The organism is Domibacillus iocasae (genome assembly GCF_001750285.1).
In the GTDB taxonomy this organism is placed as follows: Bacteria; Bacillota; Bacilli; order Bacillales; family Domibacillaceae; genus Domibacillus; species Domibacillus iocasae.
Genome location: NZ_MAMP01000025.1, coordinates 22,366 through 38,784, shown reverse-complemented (window position 1 = coordinate 38,784; position 16,419 = coordinate 22,366). Strand labels below are relative to the sequence as shown.

The following is a 16,419-nucleotide window of genomic DNA, read 5'->3' as shown; positions in this document are numbered from 1 at the left end:
AAAAAGAACCCATTTAGGTTCTTTTTTTTAGAATATTTTTCAAATGGATTAAATCGTGCTCTAAATGAGTAATCATTTCCTGTGATGCTTTTTCTTCATCCCGTTTTTTTATATGAGTGAAAATACTACGATGCTCCTGCAATATAATCTCGGCCCGATTTTGTTTTTGGAAATTCAAAATACGGTAAAACTGTGTTAAAGATTTTAAATCGTCTACTTGTTTTTGAAGACGTTTATTTTGTGTGAATTGAACAATGAGTCGATGGAATTGACCGTTTAATGCAATAATTGCGGCGGGTTCTTTTGCTTGAAGAATCGCTTTTTCTGTTTCGTCCAGCGTTTTTTCAATTTCTTCTACTTCTTGATCTGATGCTGTTTTCACCATCAAATTAACCGCAAATGATTCCAACGCCATTCGGCAAAAGTAAATGTCTTCTACGTCTTTTATCCTTGGTTCATATACAATCACTCTCGACCTATCATCTACTATAACAAGTCCTTCTTTTTCAAGCAGGCGAATGGCTTCCCGGACCGGACTTTTACTTACGCCAAACTGCTTCGCAAGCTGCGTTTCAACAATGCGTTCACCTGGCTTATATGTTCCATCAAAAATCATTTTTTTAATGGAATGATAAAATTGCTCGTAATATGGTATAGGTTTTTCAATTAAAAAATCACTCATTCTTCCACCCCATTTACTTTGTTTGCTTTATCTTATCACAACGTTATTTTTATCTTTATAATGACATTAATATTCTTTTCCAGAAAATTATGGTACAGTATTAGCATCTAGTACTAATTCCATAAATTGGGATGAACTAGCATGCAACGCTACCGGAGAAGAAATACACCCGCTTTTACATTTTTGGCCTATTTTACATTTGTGGCGGGGGTTGCCTTGTTTTCGATCGGACTTTTCAATGCAGACATGGAGCTGAATGAAAAAGGTTACTACATTGCTGTGATGATTCTTGTGGCGGTTGGTGCCATCTTAACGCAAAAAGTAACACGTGATAATGCGGAAGACAATGAAATTATTGCGGAAGAAGAAGAAAGAAGACGTGGAAGCATGAAACCTCCTGCTGAATAAGCATGAAATCACGCGTAAAAAATCTGCGCAAGTAACTGACAAATACATTTGGTTATTGAATGTTTCACATGAAACATCTTAACAGGAATTTGCATTTAAAGAAAACATTTCAGCAGTTTTCAATGAAGTTGTTTCAAGGCTTCCTTAGTATCATTATCAAGCTTTTCATACCAGTATGGCGCGATAAATTGGCCAATTACGGCGGCTTGTGCAGCCAATAAGAAAAAACTGTGTCCCTCGGGCGCAGCTTTTTTCTTTATGCAAATGGTTAGACGGATCCTCGCTGCCGCTATATAATCAACTGCAAGGATTAGAAAAGGAGAGGTTCATTTTGACTGTAAAAATCAATGTGTACTCCGATTATGTCTGCCCATTTTGTTTTTTGGCAGAGCAGCCGCTTTATGAGGCAATTGAAGGAAAAGACGATATAGAAGTCGAGTGGATGCCATATGAACTCCGTCCGTATCCAAATGAAACACTTCGTCCGGAAGACAGCTACCTGCAGACGACATGGAAGCAGTCCGTATACCCGCTCGCAAAAGAAATGGGGATTCCAATCGTCCTGCCGAATGTATCGCCTCAGCCTTACACGCACCTTGCATTTGAAGGCTATCAATTTGCGAAAGCAAACGGCAAAGGAACTGAGTACAACGACCGGATGCTGCGCGCTTTTTTTCAGGAACAAAAAGATATTGGTAATGTGGATGTGCTGACAGAGCTTGCCGGCGAAATTGGCTTGGATGAAGAGGCATACCGTGCAGCAATTAAAAACCGTACGTATAAAGAAGCTCATGAAAAAGCACTGGATCATGCTTACAATGAAGCAGAGATTACAGCCGTGCCGACATTTATTATTGGAAATACCAAGGTGTCTGGCATCCGCTCAAAAGAAGTACTCGAGCAAATCATTGAACAGGAAAGAAAAAAACGAAAGAAAAAAGTGACACTTCTGATGGATGGCCAATCCTGCGGCATAGACGGCTGTCAATAAAAAAACGTCCAATTAGATTTGGACGTTTCAGTGTGTAGACAAAGTCAGAAAGCAGGCTGATTGAAAACGCTTGTCTTTCCAGGAACGCCGCCGGGTGGGCAGCGGAGTGACCTTTTGGGGGTCATGAGCATCCACGTAAGGCAAGTGACGTCGAAAGCGGGCGTTTGTCAACAGCCTGAAACGTCCAATTAGATTTGGACGGTTACAGTCATTTACTCTTAATCCGGCAGTCCCCCAGCTAAAGCGGAAGGTTCATTGCATCCTTTTTGATTAACATTTAGGTTTCCCTTTATATTACCCCGCAACCGGCAAGCGGATATAAAAGGTCGTCCCTTCTCCACACTTGCTGTCCACTGAAATATGACCGCCATGTTCATGTATGGTTGTGTATACCTGCGTCAAGCCAAGTCCGGTTCCATCCATTTTGCTTGAAAAAAAAGGGGTGCCGAGCATATTAAGCTTCTCTTTCGGAATTCCAACTCCTGTATCCGTGATTTGAATATGAACCCACTGATTCTCACAATAATGAGTAATTCTGATTTTCCCTTTTTCAGAAATGGCCTCCAAGGCATTTTTTATTAAATTAAAAAACGCCTTCAAAAACAGGTTTTTTTTGCCAATAACCCGGGTTTCCCTATCGCGCAAGTCCATTTCTACTTCTACGTTATACAGTTTATCCTGAAACAAAAGCATCAATGATTCCAGCTCCTTGCAAAAATCAATGGATACGAGAGGTTCTTCCTGTAAATCCGGCTTCGATACCTGCAATAAGTTTTGCATCGTCAAAAGAGCTTTGTCCAGCTCAATTTCCATCGTCTGCAAGTAAGGATGTGAATGTGATTCTTTCAATAATTGCAAAAACCCTTTTACTGCTGTCAGTGGATTTTTCACTTCATGCGCAATGCCGGCTGCAATCTGACCGATTGAAGCGAGTTTCTCCCGGTTGTTCAATATTTTTTCCGTTTCTTTGCGTATGGAAATATCCCGAAAAACCGTTTGTATCACTTTTCGATCGCCGAATGTGACCGGGCGGCAGTAAAGCTCGGTTTCGACGGTTGTGCCGTCAGCCCGAATGACTTTCTCTTCAATAGACGGTGCCATTTCATTGCCAGCCATGCATTCTTGAATACGCTTTTTAATCATCTCACGGGATGACGGCTGAAAAACGGAAAGAACATCAACGTCCATAAGCGCTTCTTTTGATGTTCTGAAAAAATCGGCACCTGACTTGTTAATATAAATAATCTTATAATCGTAATGAAGAACCGTCGTTTCCACGGAATAATCGATTATATTACGGTACATCTTTTCCCCATCGGCGATGTATTGATTGGTTTGATCAGGTAATATACCTGTCAATTGCCCCACTCCTCTTTCTCCATATTCCCCTGTTTCCTGTTTTCAATTCGCTGTCGACGCCGCTTTTTCCTCTTTAAATAGAAAAAAACCATGCTTAGTCTATGACCGCATGGTGTTTAATGGTAAATTTTATCGATAAAACAACCTAAATTATGTTCATTTCTTACAAAGAATATTAAAGTCCTAGTGATAAATACTCGCTGCAGGTGCTCGTTACATCTCTTTTTGAAGCAGCTGTTTTAATTTCTCCGGCTCGTCTACACGCAGTGCAAGTTCTGTTACCGCTTTTTTGCTTCCCATAAACATAGTGGCTTCCAACGGTTCACGGAGTGTAATAACAACTTGCACTTCTAAAGGCTCAAAATCTTTCAAAATAAATTCCAGGACTTCTTTATGCGGTTTGGCGCCCCATTTTACTTCTTTAACCTTCTCAAGCGGAACAATAATACATTTTGTTAACCCTTGCGCTGCGTATAATTTTCCTTCTTTTATTTCAATAGGATTCAGCCCGATCACTTGTGTTTCTGCTAGAAAGAAAATAACAGAATATACATTTAATACAAGTAAAACGATAGAAATCCATATTGATTTTTCATGCAGCCACCAGTGAATACCGATCGTTTCAATAACAATGGCATGGATGAGCATCATATTCATGGCGATCGCGCTCGTTTTCATATGCATCGTGACAACATCATCATGTGACGGCGCTTTTTTCCTCCATGCGAAAAATGCGTAATAAATCATCAAAAATTCAGATACAACAATAGTGACAAGTTTATTATTTCCTGCTGCTTTTTCAACTGCAGGGAGCATCGAATAGATAGCGGCTGTTCCGCGCATTTTCTTCCGAATTAACGGTATTTTGCGCAGCACATAAAAAAGCAGGCCAACTTCCATGACAAGCAAAAGTCCCTCCGCTGCAATACCTGCATATAAAATCCCTTTATACGGAGCAAAATATTCAACCGGTATGAGCAACCTTGCAGCGATCAGTCCAGTGACCATCAGCCCAATCATTTGTTTCACGGACAGGTTAAATACAAAATAAGCTATAACAGGAGCTATGATCACGAGATCAATAAGAGAAACGATGGCAATGCCGCTTTCAATTTGGATTGAAAAAAATTCTTGAACAGCCGGCCGGTAGAGCAGCATGTTGCTTGTAAGCACGAGAATTAGAAAAGCAATAGCCCAATAAGGATATCGTACGGGCCGGTAAACCATTTTATCTTCCCCTAAAAAAACGCTTTCTTTTAGTTTATCGTATGGAAAGAAACAATATCTATTACATAAATGAACATTAATTGAATAAAGCGGAAATCAGGTGGCTTTAAAGATATCTTTGTTCATACTGTCTAAATTTAGCCATCGAAATCATGCCTAAAATGGGCCCGATGCCCAGTATAATAAAGACTCTTTCCCATCCCATATAAGGCTGCAGAAAAGAAATAAGGTTAATCGATATAATCGTAATTAAAAAGCCGATGCTCATTTGGAATGTTAATGCAGTGCCCACATATTCTACTTCTGCAAATTCAGAAACTGCCGCGGAAAACTGGGCGGAATCCGCAATAATGGAAAATCCCCAAATTATCGCAATGATAATTGTCAAAACGGTCGAATGCCTAAACACAAACCCAATCAAGATTGAGCAAAAAGCGCTAATGCCCATGGACCAAATCGTCAAACGGCCTCGTCCTATTTTGTCTGCTAATAACCCCCCAGCTATACAGCCAGCCGCACCAGCCAGACCAATCGCTAAAAAGGAAAACAAGGACGAGCGCATCAAGCCGCCCGCTGCCAGAAAAAGCGGCAGCCAAGTCCACATCGCATACAATTCCCACATGTGGCCAAAGTAGCCGTAGTTCGCCAGCATGACAGGCTTATTGCGGACGACTTTGCTGATCATATTAAATGAAAAAACAGACGGTGTTCCTTGCTGAGGTGCATCTTTTACAAAACTGATCATGATCAATGCTGCCAACGCGGATAACCCCGAGCTCATACCAATCACAATTTTCCAATTTACGTCTGACACAATCAGCGCAAGCATGTGCGGCAGTGCCGAACCGAGCGTTAACGCACCGATCACAATGCCGATTGCAAGTCCCCGCTGCTTCGGAAACCAAAGCGTCAGTACTTTCACAGCGGTCGGATAAACGCCCGCAAGTGCCGCACCGGTCAAAAAGCGCAGAGATACACCTTGAAAGGCACTGTCTACAAATAAAAGCATGCTATTGAGCAGCGCCCCCGCCAAAGCGGACGCGATAAATAACTTTCGCGCATTAAACCGGTCTGCCAAGCCAAAATAGGAGCTGGCTAATGCCCCTGCTGTAAACCCTGCCGGCACGGCTGCGGATATCCAAGGTTTCGCTGCATCCGTCAGCCCCCATACCTTTGTTAATTCATCAATAACGACTGAGGCGCTGAACCAAAGGCTTAAGGCAAATAAAACCGCAGTCGAAATCCAGCTTAATGCACTCCATTTTGATTGTTTCATTTCATTTATCCTCCGCGCATAAGGAATATATTCATTTTACACGGAACAGCTGCTTTTGATCATTAAAAAATTGGAACCTCATTCAGCGAGAAAACAACTCCCGAATATACGCCCCTAGCTGCTCATTCGTTAAATTGCTGTAGGCGGCCCCTCGAATCATCTCAACGGTAATGCCTGTTTTCTTTTTTGAATGAAGAATGTCTGTCATCCAGAGCGTTTTATATTTTGCATGTTCTTTTTTCACAAGGTTCATCGCCTGCTCAGCGGTTGCCACGTTCATTCTGCTCCAGTGCATGGCAATCTTAAAAAGAGAAGGATGACTTAATGATAAGGACGCCAGCAGTATATACTGGACGAGAACATTCACGACTTCATCCGGCAAGTGATACCGCTTATTCAAATCTGCTATTACGGTCATATCCATTTTTGATACTGAGTCCTTCCCTGTGGTATGCATAATCATTTGACGGGGATGAATGCTTTTAAAGTATGCAGCAGCACTGTGGCTGGCCATAAAAAAGACCCTCCTTTTAAATAATGGTTATCTTCTCTCTTTCCCTGCCTTTTCGTTTCTAAAGCCTTATTTCGAGTAAAAATGTTTGAACTTTTCTATTACCGGCTAATGTAGACTAACAACAATCATTTAAATTAAAAAAAGAAAGGGTTTTTCACATGAATACGACACATGATCTCCACCATACGGATGAAACGGTACAGGAAACAGGCACGTATATTTGTGCAGCCGGAAAAAGAGTAGACCTGCAAAAAGGCGAACAATTTCCGGTTTGTCCGGATATGAATGAGCCAACAACATGGCGCCACGCTGCTCACGTGCACAATACTGGTGATCAAGTAACAGAGACGGACACGTACGTTGACGAAGATGGCGATCGAGTGGAATTAGCACCGGGCGATACGTTCCCTTCCTGCCCAAAATCAGGCGAATCCACGCAATGGAAACATGCATAATTAATACCACTGTCTCACTCATTGAGGCAGTTCAGGCTGTTGACAAACGCTCGTTTTTGGCGTCACTTGCCTTGCATGAATGCTCATGACCCATAAACGCTTCCCGCACGGCGGCGTTCCTGGAAAGACAAACGTTTTCAATCAGCCTTCTTTCTGACTTTGTCTACATTTTGCACTGCCTCAATCGCTGAGGCAGTTTTTTATATAAAAAAGCTGCCCTCATTTCGAGGACAACTTACGCTGAAAATCAGCGATTATTTTATATTCCGGCTCTAAAAATCTGGCAACCCGGATAAAAGACGGAATTAATTCGCGATAGACATCGCTGTTCGCTTTATTTGGTACGTGCTCAAACACAGTACCGCTTGCATCTGCGGCAACATCGAGCGAATCAATTTCCCCCAGTCCATACAAGCCGAGTAAAACGGCGCCAAAGCAGGAGCTTTCAAAGCTTTCGGGCACGATCACAGGATGGTCAAACACATCGGACATCATTTGGCGCCAAAAGTCAGACTGCGCAAAGCCGCCGGTCGCCAGAATGCGCTGTGGCTCGCCTGTCAGCTCTTCCAATGCCAGTAGCACCGTATACAGGTTATACAAAATCCCTTCAAGCACGGCGCGGATCATATGCTCTTTTTTATGGTGCAGCGCGAGTCCAAAAAATGACCCGCGTGCATCCGCATTCCAAAGCGGCGCCCGTTCACCGGAGAAATACGGATGGAACAGGAGACCTTCGCTTCCCGCCGGGATACGCGCGGCAATTTCCGTCAGCATATCATATGGATCTTTTCCAAGACGTTTCGCCGCTTCTGTTTCTGCAGCGCCCAATTCATCCCGCACCCAGCGAAAAATCATGCCGCCGTTATTCACCGGCCCGCCAATGACCCAATGATCTTCCGTCAGTGCATAACAGAAAATGCGCCCTTTCGGATCGGTAACCGGTTTGTTTGTGACTGCACGGATCGCACCGCTCGTTCCAATTGTAATGGCAACGTCACCTGGTTTCACAGCACCCGTTCCAAGATTCGAGAGCACCCCATCGCTCGCACCGATTACAACCGGCATGTCTGCCCGAATCCCTGCTTCCACCGCGAACCCCGGTGTGATGCCATGGACAATATGTGTTGTTGAAACGGGCTTTGACAATCGCTCAGCACCAATACCAGCGATGCGCAGCGCTTCTTTATCCCAATCCAGTGTTTCAAGGTTGAACATTCCTGTTGCGGAAGCAATCGAATAATCGATCAGATAGTCACCGAACAGCCGATAAAAAATGTATTCTTTAATCGAAATAAATTTCAACGCTTGCCGAAAAAGGTCTGGAAATTCTTCGCGAAGCCAAATAATTTTCGATAAAGGCGCCATCGGATGAATGGGTGTCCCTGTCCGCATATAAATCTCGTGTCCATCCCACTCGTTCTTAAGCTTTTCCGTCCATTTCGTGCTGCGGCTGTCTGCCCACGTAATAGACGGCGTCAGCGGCCGCCCTTCCGCGTCCACCGCAATAACGCTGTGCATGGCGGATGAAAAGGATAGAAAGCCGATATCCTTTTCCGGTACATCGCTTTCTTCTATACATGTACGGATCGACGTCAGCGCAGCCCGAAAGATCACATCCGGATCCTGCTCCGCAGCGGAAGGCTCCGGCGTATGGAGCGGATATTCCACCCCGGCCCGGTGCACAAACGTCCCGTCCTTTTTAAAGATAACGGCTTTTGTGCTCGTCGTGCCAATATCAATCCCCATCATATATAAAAATCCCATCATCCATACACCCTTTCTTTAATAGCCAATAATAAGCACAACCGCACAACCGCACAACCGACAAAGCCAGCCAATGTTTCCTTCTTCTAATAATACACCGGAAACCTTATTCAACAAAATCGAGACGAGTAGAATCATAATGAAAAAAGCAGCCAAGCCAAAGCCAGGAAGATCTTTATCATGTTCTTTTTCTTCTACATCCATGTAGTTCATACAGAGCAGACTATTACAAAAAAAGAGATGATTCTATGCCAAAGCATAAAAACATCTCTTTTTTTGTTACCTTCCTTGAAACGCGACTTTAACTCCAAGACCGATATAAATGGCGCCAATCACTTTATTACCGCCCCGGTTCAGCCAGGAAAAACGTTTTGCCCGGTGGCTGATCGAATTGATTGCCAGTGCAATTATTGTCGTGTAAATAATACCCAGCAACACAAAAATGGCACCCAGCGCCAAAAATTGAAAAATAGATGCCCCGCGCGCCGGATCAACAAATTGCGGCAAAAAAGCGAGAAAAAACAACGCTGTTTTTGGATTCAGCATTTCTGCTAAGATCGCCTGACTGAATAAGCGGCTCGTTGAAGCAGATGATGCTTTTTCCATTTTCGAACTTGATGCTTTTGTTAATACCGCGCGGACACCTATATAAAACAAGTAAACCGCACCGGCCAGCTTCACAGCGTTAAATGCGGAAGCTGAGGTCATTAAAACAGCCGACAGCCCGACTGCTGCAAAAATGGTATGAATAAAATCACCGGCCGCAATTCCAAGCCCCGTAATGATTCCCGCTTTTCGTCCGCTTTGAATCGTCCGCGCCACTGTCAGTAAAACAGCAGGACCCGGAATTAAAAACAGGCCAATGACAACCGCCACAAATGTCAGTATTGTAGAAAAATCAAACATATCGTATCCCCGCATCCTATTTTAATAAAGAGCCTTTCTTTTAATCATAGCAGGAATAACCCAAAATAATCCAGTTCATCTTACTAAAGCGTTTTTGGCTAAAGCAAAAAGCAGCTGCCCGATATGGCGCTGCTTCTCCTCTTACTCCCCTAAATCAACGTTGTGATACACTTGCTGAACGTCTTCTAAATCTTCAATCGCATCGATCATTTTTTCAAACTGTTCCTGATCGTCTTCTGATAATGTCACATCATTTTGTGCAAGCATCGTTAATTCCGCAACCGTAAATTCTGTCACGCCTGCTTCTTTCAGCGCTTCCTGCACCGAGTGAAATTGATCCGGTTCCGCATAAACGATGACCGCTTCCTCTTCTTCAAGAACGTCGCGCACGTCAATATCCGCTTCCATTAACAGCTCCAGAACTTCATCCGCTGTTTTTCCTTCAAGGCCAAAAACAGCTGTTGCGTCAAACATATACGCTACCGAGCCGCTGACACCCATGTTGCCGCCGTTTTTTCCAAATGCCGCGCGCACATCAGACGCAGTCCGGTTCACATTGTTTGTTAACGCGTCGACAATCACCATCGAGCCGCTTGGCCCAAATCCTTCATACCGAAGCTCATCATAGTTTTCTTCTGCGCCGCCTTTGGCTTTTTCAATCGCCCGGTCAATGATCGTTTTCGGTACGCTGTACGTTTTTGCACGTTCAAGCACCATCCGAAGCGCCTGGTTGCTTTCCGGATTCGGTTCACCCTGCTTTGCCGCTACGTAAATTTCACGTCCGAACTTGGCATAAATGCGGCTTGTATTCGCGTCTTTTGACGCTTTTTTTTCTTTAATATTATTCCACTTACGTCCCACATTGAACACTCGCTTTCCATTTATCAATCTGTATTTATTATACATCAAACGATGTGTGTGGCACAAAGCGGGTTTACCGATCTTTAAACGCGGCCGGGCGTTTTTCAATAAATGCGCTGACGCCTTCTTTTGTATCTTCTGTACCAAATAGTTTTCCAAAATGTTTCGCTTCAAGTGCCAGCCCTTCATCAAGCGGCAGGTCGATACCAGTTAAAACAGATTCCAGTGCTGCTTTTACAGATAAGCTGCTTTTTTGAGTAATAGATTCCGCAATTTCCGCCGCTTTTTGGAGAAGCTGATCCGCATCGACAGAATGATTTACCAATCCAATTTTTTCAGCCTCCCGCCCATCGATAAACCGGCCGGTTAAAATAAGTTCCAACGCTTTCGCTGTGTTCGTTAACCGGGCAAGACGCTGTGTTCCACCGTATCCCGGAATAATACCAAGCTTCGTTTCCGGAAGGCCGAGTTTCGCTTCATGTGCCGCAATCCGCATATGGCAGCTCATCGCCAGCTCCAGCCCGCCGCCAAGGCACGCGCCGTTAATAACCGCAATAATCGGTTTTTCAGATTGTTCAATTTTATTGTAAAGCGCCTGGCCTTTGAACGCTGCTTGTTCCGCGAGTTCTTCCTGTTCAAACAAATGAGTGAATTCTTTAATGTCTGCCCCGGCAATAAAAAAAGCACCCGTGCCTGTTAAAATAACAGCTTTTACAGACGAATCACTATTTAACTGATCAATACACCGTTCCATTTCCTGAAGTGCCGTCTCATTCAGCGCATTCACCGGCGGATTTTCGATGGTTACATACGCCACACTTTTTATTATCTTTACGTTAATTAAAGAAAAGTTTTCCACTACAGCTTCACTCCCATCAAAATAATAACGCTTCCATTCCATTGTACAGGAAAAAATGTGAATCTCCATTCATTATTTTAATTATAATAATTGACATATATTTTAAATGAATATAAATTGAACAAAGATTCTTACTTTAGAAAGCAATGACTATTTGAGCTAATGCATTTCGTATAGATGCAGGGGCGATCATCGATTTGTTCTGGATCAGCTCTTCCAAATTACACTTTATTTTTGCAGGAATGGGTCGGTCTTGTAGAGAATGTCTGTCGTTTTGAAGAGCAGCGCGTATTCAAGCTGGGGAGTTTCCGCTTTTTATTGGCGCCACGATTGTCACTAAATCATCCTTGCTTTTTTACATCACTCATGAAAAAGCAGAGGCGGCGGGTGTGCGGTGCAGACTCCAGTGGAGATGAGATCGGTGCAGCCGCAAAGCGGCAGAAACGAGCTCGGCGCCTGCTACATGGAACGCGAAGCCGTGCGCCGCCGCCATTTCGGCTCTCGTGAAAAGAAGCAGGCCAAAATGATCCTCACACAAAAGAAACCGTCACAATGGGGATGAAACTGGTTTTTGTGATATGGGTCACTCTTTAGAGACGTGGCTCATGGAAAAAGGCAAAATAATAAGCGTTTGGGCTAATTACTATTTCACTGGCCCAAACGCTTATTTTCAATTTAGCGAACTCTTTTATTTCCCTGGAAATCCATTCACATACTGCTTCGGAATATCGACTTCTTTATTTAACTTCACTGCCGCTTCAAGCGTCCAGTATGGATTTCTAAGCATGCCTCTTCCAACTGCCACAAGGTCTGCTTCTTCATTGCCGATCACTGCGTTTGCCAGAATAGGTTCATCCAAACGGCCGACAGCGATTACTGGTACGTTAAGAGCTTCTTTAATTTCCCGTGCCAATGGCACCTGGTAAGCCGCGTGCGTACCCGGGCGTCCATGTGCCGCGATCTGTCCTTCACCGCCTGCACTAATGTGGAACATATCGACACCCGCCGCCTGATATTCTTTTGAAAAAGCAATGCTTTCCTCGATGCCGTATCCGCCTTCAACGTATTCCTTAGCGGATATGCGCATAATGAGCGGCATATCCGCCGGCATTTCACTTTTTGCAGCTTCGATGACTTCTTTGCCGAATTTCGTTAACTCCTGTCCATATTCATCCGTCCGTTTATTTGTAAACGGCGACTGGAATTGGTGGATGAGGTAGCCGTGTGCCCCATGAAGCTCGATCGCATCTACGCCCGCTTCGACAGCGCGGCGGACAGAAGCACGGAATTTCTCTACCATTCCTTTTACTTCGTCAGTTGAAAGAGCTCTTGGTGTTTTCGAATTTTCATCAAACGCAATAGCAGATGGTGCAACCGGCTCAGCCGCATCTTCTGCTTTACGGCCGGCATGTGCGATTTGAATCGCCACTTTTGCACCGTGGGCATGGATAGCGTCAATAATACGCTTCAGCGCCGGGATTTGTTCGTCTGACCATAAACCTAAATCATAATCGGTAATACGGCCGTCCGGTTCGATATCGGTCATTTCAATAATAATAAAACCGGTGCCGCCAATTGCACGGCTTACATAATGGAAATAGTGCCAATCATTTGCAATCCCATCTTTTTCAGTCACCGAATATTGACACATCGGGGGCATCACGACACGGTTTTTCAGTTCAAGCCCTTTAATTGTATAAGGCGTAAATAAATGGTTCATTTCATTCAGCTCCTTTAATATATGTATGCACATGCATATAAATTATCATCTCTCTTTGTCACTGTCAAAGAAACGACCTCACAAAAAAAGCTTTCCCCGGCTGGAAAGCTTTTAAACATGCTCATCTTTTCAACTGCTGGATTGTTGACTGAACATCGTTTTGAATGGATTGAGTAGAAAAAGCTGTTTCAAGTGTCGCACAAAATGTCTGTAAAACCGCTTTAAGTTCTGCTTCTCCTTCTTCCGTAAGAGACGCGTAAATAGCACGACGATCATCTTCGCAGCTATGCCTCCTGACAACGCGGCAGTTCCTTTTTTCCAGCCGGTTTACGAGGCGGGACAGCGCACTTTGGCTTAAACCTACCATATCCTGCAGCTGATACAACTTCAATTTCTTCTCCGTTGCTTCTGATAAAAACAGCAGCACATAACATTCATTTAATGAAAGCTGGTGCTGTTCCTGAAGCGCCCGCTCCAACTCCCGTGCAACCGTAGCCTGAATAGCGGTCAGGCCGAGCCATCCTTTAAACAGCGAGGTATTCTGCTCATTTCCCATCTGGCATTCACCTATTTCTGTGTAAATAATCGTCCCAATGTGAAAGGTTTCTCCCATTATACTACGTTTAGTATGCTCTTTCATTATACGAAAAATTATTTCTCCCACAATCGGTTACAAGAAAAAAATCCCACTCCCTCTTTATTTCCGTTGTCATGACCAATGTCATACGGTCACCCATGAATCAAAAAATGTTCCTTTTCTTTTTATAAAAAAGGACTGCCTCTTTTTCGGAGGCAATCCATCTTTTTACTGAGTTTTTTTGTATACAATTTTTTAATCATTTCAACGGATAAATTGTACTGAAAAGGCGATTTCATCTGCCAGTTTTATTCATCCAGCCCTTTTCGGCTAAGCGTAAACACCTTTTAACCATCTATTTCCTGACAGAATTATGTGGGTCAATGACAAACTTCTTTGACGCCCCTTGATCAAATTCGGCATAAGCGGCCGGGGCTTCATCCAGCGAAATAATTGTAGCATTAACCGCTTTTGCGATTTGTGCCCTGCCGCTTAAGATAGAATTCATTAAATCCCGGTGATACCTCATAACTGGTGTTTGACCCGTTACAAAAGTATGCGCCTTCGCCCAGCCCAGCCCTAATCGCACTTTTAATGTCCCATGCTTTGCATCCTCAGTGGCTGCACCCGGATCACCGGTTACATATAACCCAGGAATACCGAGACGCCCCCCTGCGCGAGTCACTTCCATAATCGAATTTAATACGGCAGCAGGCGCTTCCCCGGCGGACTCTCCGTGCCCATGTGCTTCAAACCCGACACAGTCAATCGCACAGTCTACTTCCGGCACACCTAAAATTTCGGCAATTTGCTCATCTAAATTCGGATGTTCTTTTAAGTTGACCGTCTCACAGCCAAAGCTTCTTGCCTGTTCCAGCCGTTCACTGTTTAAGTCTCCCACAATGACAACAGAGGCACCGAGCAGCTGCGCTGAATGAGCCGCGGCCAGCCCAACCGGTCCCGCACCTGCGACATACACCGTTGAGCCTGTTCTAACACCTGCGCTTACCGCACCATGATACCCGGTCGGAAAAATATCAGACAGCATCGTTAAATCAAGAATTTTTTCCATCGCCTGATCTTTATCCGGAAACTTCAGCAGCTGGAAATCAGCATAAGGAACCATGACATATTCAGATTGGCCGCCAACCCAGCCGCCCATGTCCACATACCCATAAGCGGAACCTGGGCGATCCGGATTCACATTTTCACAAATGTGCGTGTCCCGCTCCTTACAGCTGCGGCAGCGTCCACACGCGATATTGAATGGTACAGAAACCAGATCCCCTTTTTTAATAAATTCCACATCGCGGCCAACTTCGATTACCTCTCCGGTAATTTCATGCCCCAATATGAGTCCGCTCGGCGCAGTCGTTCTTCCGCGAACCATATGCTGATCGCTTCCACAAATATTTGTGGTGACCACTTTTAAAATAACGCCATGATCACACTTGCGCCCAACGTTAAGCGGATTAACCCCTGGGCCGTCCCGCAAAACTAAATCAGGATACGAAATATCCTGGACCTGTACTTTTCCCGGTTCAATATACGCAATTGCCCGATTACCTGTCATTTAAAAATCCCCTTTGTTATGTTATTTTCCGTGAATTTATTACACGAACGAATAATCTTTTAAAGCGCTTTCATTAAATAAAGTAACATAGAAATGACCAGCGGCTTGTTTACCACATTTCGTGTAAAAACGGTTTGTCTCCCTCCTTAAAAATACCATTTTAAATTTCCCACCCTATTTGAATACCCTCTTTTTCATAAAGTAATGACAAAGTGACTACTTAATTTCAAAATATTTTCTCATTCTTCTTTTAATCCATCTCAACGCAGACCAAAGCCCCTGTTTTGTTTTGCCAGCTTTATCCGACGATTCTATATTTGCTATAATAAGATGTAAACAAAAGAAGGGAGATGGTTTACATGAATAGAGTCTTACGCGGACACCATCTTTTGTGTGTTCATGGTTTCAGAGGAATGGGCTATAGCGAAGCGTTTGCCGATACAATGGCTGAAATTGTGAAAGAAATACGTGATGAAACAATCGATTTCCCTATTCAAGTACAAATGTTGCTGGACGATGCATGCGCCGCCTGTCCTCATAACGGCGGAACGATATGCGCAGCTGGTCCCCAATCAGAAGATCATGTTACTTCAATGGATCGCCGGGTGTTGAACAAGCTCGGACTCCAGCCCGGTGGTATCTACTCCAAATCTTATCTGGTCCGATTAACTGCTGAAAAGATTCAGGCGGATGATCTCGATCATATATGCGCAGGTTGTTCGTGGCTTTCATACGGCGTCTGCAAAGAAGGAATTGAAAATCTCCGCCGGGGGAACATTTTACAGCAATAAAAATAAACACCATCTATTATTTCAAGACGGTGTTTATACGTTCTATAATTAAGCAGACAAGCTATTCAAAAACGATTCAATTTCTTCCTGTGTTTTGCGGTCTTTGCTGACGAAACGGCCCGCTTCTTCTCCATTGTGGTACGCCACAAAGCTTGGAATGCCAAATACATTCAGTTCGCCGCACAAATCAATGAATTCATCCCGATCTACAGAAATAAATTGATATTCCGGATAATCCGCTTCAATTGCCGGCAAGATCGGCTCAATAACCCGGCAGTCCGGGCACCAGTCTGCTGAAAATATAAACACGATCCGCTCTTCTTTTTTCAACTGCTCAAATTGTTCCATAGACTGTAATTTTTCCACTTTTGTTCCCTCCAGCTTTTTTCAAGTACAACCTATTATACGCCTTTTTCGGATAAAGAAAAAAGAAGAAGACTTGGGGCGGTATTTCAT

Annotated in this window: 19 protein-coding genes; 5 read left to right on the top strand and 14 right to left on the bottom strand. The window is 43.8% G+C overall.

The window, feature by feature from the left end:
• Positions 1-13: 13 nt before the first annotated feature.
• Entirely contained in the window at positions 14-682 is a 669-nt protein-coding gene (locus BA724_RS16980; protein WP_069939852.1) for a GntR family transcriptional regulator, read from the bottom strand.
• Positions 683-823: 141 nt separating this feature from the next.
• Between BA724_RS16980 and BA724_RS16975 the strand changes: the two genes are divergently transcribed.
• Complete coding sequence (locus BA724_RS16975) at positions 824-1,090, top strand: YiaA/YiaB family inner membrane protein (protein ID WP_069939851.1); 267 nt, start codon at positions 824-826, stop codon at positions 1,088-1,090.
• 331 nt (positions 1,091-1,421) lie between these two features.
• Positions 1,422-2,081, top strand: coding sequence for a DsbA family oxidoreductase (locus BA724_RS16970; protein WP_069939850.1), 660 nt, complete (start codon positions 1,422-1,424; stop codon positions 2,079-2,081).
• 294 nt (positions 2,082-2,375) lie between these two features.
• On the opposite strand, the gene BA724_RS16965 is transcribed toward BA724_RS16970, so the two are convergent.
• The 4 genes from BA724_RS16965 to BA724_RS16950 form a co-directional block, all read right to left on the bottom strand.
• Positions 2,376-3,440 carry an ATP-binding protein gene (locus BA724_RS16965; RefSeq protein ID WP_245676256.1) on the bottom strand — a complete coding sequence of 355 codons (1,065 nt, stop codon included), beginning with the start codon at positions 3,438-3,440 and terminating at the stop codon, positions 2,376-2,378.
• A gap of 213 nt (positions 3,441-3,653) precedes the next feature.
• Positions 3,654-4,667 (bottom strand): hypothetical protein, encoded by a 1,014-nt coding sequence (locus BA724_RS16960; protein WP_069939849.1) that lies wholly within the window; start codon positions 4,665-4,667, stop codon positions 3,654-3,656.
• 106 nt (positions 4,668-4,773) lie between these two features.
• Complete coding sequence (locus BA724_RS16955) at positions 4,774-5,943, bottom strand: MFS transporter (RefSeq protein WP_069939848.1); 1,170 nt, start codon at positions 5,941-5,943, stop codon at positions 4,774-4,776.
• A gap of 82 nt (positions 5,944-6,025) precedes the next feature.
• Entirely contained in the window at positions 6,026-6,457 is a 432-nt protein-coding gene (locus BA724_RS16950) for a DnaD domain protein (RefSeq protein ID WP_069939847.1), read from the bottom strand.
• A 158-nt stretch (positions 6,458-6,615) separates the two neighbouring features.
• On the opposite strand from BA724_RS16950, the gene BA724_RS16945 reads away from it, so the two are divergent.
• Positions 6,616-6,912, top strand: a complete 297-nt coding sequence (locus BA724_RS16945; RefSeq protein ID WP_069939846.1) for a hypothetical protein — start codon at positions 6,616-6,618, stop codon at positions 6,910-6,912.
• A 219-nt stretch (positions 6,913-7,131) separates the two neighbouring features.
• On the opposite strand, the gene gntK is transcribed toward BA724_RS16945, so the two are convergent.
• From gntK to BA724_RS16920, 5 genes are all read right to left on the bottom strand, one after another.
• Positions 7,132-8,679: a gluconokinase gene (gene gntK, locus BA724_RS16940; RefSeq protein ID WP_211272245.1), complete on the bottom strand. Its 1,548-nt coding sequence runs from the start codon at positions 8,677-8,679 to the stop codon at positions 7,132-7,134.
• Between the two features lie 15 nt (positions 8,680-8,694).
• Positions 8,695-8,889, bottom strand: coding sequence for a hypothetical protein (locus BA724_RS16935; protein WP_069939844.1), 195 nt, complete (start codon positions 8,887-8,889; stop codon positions 8,695-8,697).
• A gap of 66 nt (positions 8,890-8,955) precedes the next feature.
• Positions 8,956-9,582, bottom strand: a complete 627-nt coding sequence (locus BA724_RS16930; protein ID WP_069939843.1) for a LysE family translocator — start codon at positions 9,580-9,582, stop codon at positions 8,956-8,958.
• A gap of 141 nt (positions 9,583-9,723) precedes the next feature.
• Positions 9,724-10,443, bottom strand: coding sequence for a YebC/PmpR family DNA-binding transcriptional regulator (locus tag BA724_RS16925; protein ID WP_069939842.1), 720 nt, complete (start codon positions 10,441-10,443; stop codon positions 9,724-9,726).
• A 73-nt stretch (positions 10,444-10,516) separates the two neighbouring features.
• The gene (locus tag BA724_RS16920) at positions 10,517-11,302 is read right to left on the bottom strand and encodes an enoyl-CoA hydratase (RefSeq protein ID WP_245676255.1); all 786 of its coding nucleotides are present in this window, start codon (positions 11,300-11,302) and stop codon (positions 10,517-10,519) included.
• A 406-nt stretch (positions 11,303-11,708) separates the two neighbouring features.
• Between BA724_RS16920 and BA724_RS18715 the strand changes: the two genes are divergently transcribed.
• Positions 11,709-11,864 (top strand): hypothetical protein, encoded by a 156-nt coding sequence (locus BA724_RS18715; protein ID WP_169818573.1) that lies wholly within the window; start codon positions 11,709-11,711, stop codon positions 11,862-11,864.
• A 126-nt stretch (positions 11,865-11,990) separates the two neighbouring features.
• Here the strand turns inward: BA724_RS18715 and BA724_RS16915 are convergent, their stop codons facing one another.
• From BA724_RS16915 to fdhA, 3 genes are all read right to left on the bottom strand, one after another.
• The gene (locus tag BA724_RS16915; protein ID WP_069939841.1) at positions 11,991-13,022 is read right to left on the bottom strand and encodes an NADH:flavin oxidoreductase/NADH oxidase; all 1,032 of its coding nucleotides are present in this window, start codon (positions 13,020-13,022) and stop codon (positions 11,991-11,993) included.
• A gap of 121 nt (positions 13,023-13,143) precedes the next feature.
• Entirely contained in the window at positions 13,144-13,578 is a 435-nt protein-coding gene (locus BA724_RS16910) for a MarR family winged helix-turn-helix transcriptional regulator (protein WP_069939840.1), read from the bottom strand.
• Between the two features lie 376 nt (positions 13,579-13,954).
• Positions 13,955-15,172, bottom strand: coding sequence for a formaldehyde dehydrogenase, glutathione-independent (gene fdhA / locus BA724_RS16905; protein ID WP_069939839.1), 1,218 nt, complete (start codon positions 15,170-15,172; stop codon positions 13,955-13,957).
• A 359-nt stretch (positions 15,173-15,531) separates the two neighbouring features.
• Here fdhA and BA724_RS16900 point away from each other — a divergent pair, with 359 nt between their 5' ends.
• Positions 15,532-15,963, top strand: coding sequence for a DUF1284 domain-containing protein (locus BA724_RS16900; protein ID WP_069939838.1), 432 nt, complete (start codon positions 15,532-15,534; stop codon positions 15,961-15,963).
• A gap of 48 nt (positions 15,964-16,011) precedes the next feature.
• On the opposite strand, the gene BA724_RS16895 is transcribed toward BA724_RS16900, so the two are convergent.
• Positions 16,012-16,329, bottom strand: coding sequence for a thioredoxin family protein (locus BA724_RS16895; protein WP_069939837.1), 318 nt, complete (start codon positions 16,327-16,329; stop codon positions 16,012-16,014).
• Positions 16,330-16,419 lie beyond the last annotated feature (90 nt).